Here is a 2,738-nt window from a genome sequence, read left to right as displayed (position 1 = left end):
GATAGGTTTTTTAATGGGGCTGCTGCGCTCAGACCTTCACGCGGCCCCGTTTATGACAGAGTCAGGCAAAAAGTGGGCGGAATTACGGCAGATATCTTGCTTGGCCCAAGGATTTCGATCTGTTCTGCGGGACAAGCACACCTTGCGACGACCTGGAGGGCGGCTTGCGCGCTCTTTTGCTTCGCGCGCCGTGAGCTCTCGCACAGCGTCTCCCGAAGAGATCGTGTATCCCCAAGGCACGGCGCGGGGACCGCCGCGAAACGATCGAATGGATGTCACGGGAAACGGGGCACGCCCATGTTGGCCTACCAGTACGCTCTGATCAGCAATCCGTGCGAGCGCACCGTCAGGGACTTGTTCGACTATGTGCGGACTCATCCGGGCCGTCTGCACATATTGACGCCAGAGGATTCGCGCGCGATCCAACGCGCCGTCGCCGCCGCGTCACCCGACTGCGGCGATGGATACGCAGCAGAAGGCGACGAGGTCTTGCTGGGGCTCGACCAGCGGGTTTTTGACTAGGGGGGACTGGCGAGAAGCGCTCGACTTTGTGAACGGCGGGTCTGCGCAATCAGCGGTCATTCCTCCGAAGCGAGGCTGAAAGCTCAGATCGACCCAAAGCGCCCTTCGACCGACCGCCGCCGAAGTTTGCTCTCACTGGGATCGTTTCACGTCGATACTAGCGGATTTGGCCGGGGGCTGCCCCTGGCGATAGCGCGCCCCTGACTTATCGCTGATCGGAAATTCGCCTTCGAATAAAATACGTTCAAGCTGTCAACATATCCTTGTAATAGGTAGAAAAACACCTAAGTGTTGTTTGTAATTCGAAGGATAATCGCTCGAGGTCGAATTTAATTAATTTGGAGAAAGACGATGAGCGTACAGCATCCGACTGAAAACCTCACAATTCATCACAAAGTCATGGACTACCCGACTTGGCGCAAGGGCTACGACGAACACGAGAATAGCCGCGTCGCCGCAGGCATAACCAATGGCAAAGTTTTTCGCGGCGCCGAGGACCCGAATGACATCCTGATCCTTCAGGATGTCAGCGACATGGGGAGGGCGCAAGCATGGCTCATTGGAGAGGATCTGAAGGCCGCGATGCAAAAGGCCGGTGTCGTTGGCTCGACGAGATTCCACTTCTCAGTCTGAGCGGCAGCCTGCGCAGGATTCCACAAAGGCGAATGCAGACTTTCCACGCCGCAGGCGAATGGTGATTTTGCACAGTCGATTCGGGTCAAGAAGCTTCGGCGCCAAGCGGCCGCACTGCGCATGACGCTCAGCACGAGCCCCTAAGGCACGGCCAAGGGACTGGCGACCATCCCCTCTTGGACGTCGCTTTCGCCGCCGCCCGGCCGATTTGGAACTAAAGGGCTCGTGCGAGGACGGCCAACGGGGGTCGGAGTTGCCGTAATCCCGTAATTCATTTGTGTGGCGACGGTCGGCGTTGGAGCCCGCCACAAATACGGTCAAGGAGGAAGCAGAACGTGAACGCCACCGAACTCATGATCCGCGAACACGCGTATCATCTATGGGACCGCGCGGGCAGGCCTGAGATACGCAGCGAGGACTTCTGGTTCGCCGCGAAAGCCGAATTCGAACGCAATGAGGAGACGGGCAAGCAAAAGTTCGGCGCCTCCGTTCGCCGGTCTGCGGATGTTCATTGTGAAACGGCAGCTGATTGGGGGAAGAGACGGCAGGACCCGAGCTTCTGACCCCATGCCGCGGCGACGTTAGGCGTTGGGGAATTTAATACAGATGACCAAGCAAGAATTAGAGCAATGCGAAGCTCTATTGACCTGGGCCAAAGCACTCGACACTGCAACTGGGGCGGCTCAGGCGAGGATCAATGCCACGATTGCGCTTAATCGGGCTGACGTTAGGGAGAACCGAAAGCGGGTCGCGGCGAACGGGCGGCGACCTGTTTCTGAGGAGTTGGCAGATGCTTTTGTTTCTGGAACGAGGGCGCCAAAGAGCGACATGGATCGAAGCGCAGGCGGAATCGCTGATCCAACATCTCGGGCCCGGCGCGTTCGATGAGGCTGACAGGATGGAGCGCGAGGCCAATGACTTCTCTTCGGTGCGATATTGGCGCTCAGTCAGGAAAGCGATCGCACGTGAGACGAAGGTTGAGGTGTATCGGCTCAGGGTTGTGCCGCCTCGGCCCGGGCGTCCGCCAGCCGAACCATAAGCGGCGCGGACCTCGCCATGACGGGCCAAGCCATCGGACGCGTCGCTGTCCCAATCACGACAGGCGCTGGCCCAACAGCGGCGCCCGGGGCCGGGTTCTCGAACGACCGCAAAACGTCGGCTTCTGCCTTTCCGGGCAAGGCGGCCCGACGCGGTTGTCGCGGGCGGCGGAGTCCCGCAAGCCATCCGCAGCCTTCCCGACAGACCGCCACGAGGACAAGTCAATCGCCGATTGCTGAGGCGAGCCGCGCCCTGCCTGAGTAACGCCGCTCAGGCTTCCGCGTCTCGAGTGCGAAGCCCGGCGCGGCGAGTCGATTTTGGGCGTGGTTTAAGGCATCAAGGCAGGCATGATGCGCAAACCGCGTCATCGTGCGCCTCATGAGCAGGCGGGATCATGCCAAGCCACTTCGTGAGTTCGTTGCTTGTGGGATTCGCACTCGCCTTGGGCACGATCGTTGTTCACGGCTTGGTTGTCCACACCGTCGTCATGGCTTTGCGCCGAAATCTTGAGCGCGGCGTACTCGGCATGCGGCTCTGGGTGAACT

Annotated in this window: 3 protein-coding genes; all 3 read left to right on the top strand. The window is 59.8% G+C overall.

Annotation, left to right across the window (positions count from 1 at the left end; translation table 11 throughout):
* Positions 1–297 precede the first annotated feature (297 nt).
* The 3 genes from ACLP2E_RS13585 to ACLP2E_RS13575 all read left to right on the top strand — a co-directional run bounded on the left by ACLP2E_RS13585 (position 298) and on the right by ACLP2E_RS13575 (position 1,718).
* A complete protein-coding gene (locus tag ACLP2E_RS13585) occupies positions 298–522 on the top strand; it encodes a hypothetical protein (protein ID WP_442466249.1) in 225 nt (74 codons plus the stop codon).
* A 351-nt stretch (positions 523–873) separates the two neighbouring features.
* Positions 874–1,155, top strand: coding sequence for a hypothetical protein (locus ACLP2E_RS13580; protein ID WP_442466248.1), 282 nt, complete (start codon positions 874–876; stop codon positions 1,153–1,155).
* Positions 1,156–1,490: 335 nt separating this feature from the next.
* Positions 1,491–1,718, top strand: coding sequence for a DUF2934 domain-containing protein (locus ACLP2E_RS13575; protein WP_442466247.1), 228 nt, complete (start codon positions 1,491–1,493; stop codon positions 1,716–1,718).
* The last annotated feature ends 1,020 nt before the right edge of the window (positions 1,719–2,738 follow it).

The sequence above is a fragment of the Rhodoblastus sp. genome, assembly GCF_052145335.1.
Classification (GTDB): Bacteria; Pseudomonadota; Alphaproteobacteria; order Rhizobiales; family Beijerinckiaceae; genus Rhodoblastus.
This window is presented reverse-complemented; position numbering and strand designations above follow the sequence as displayed.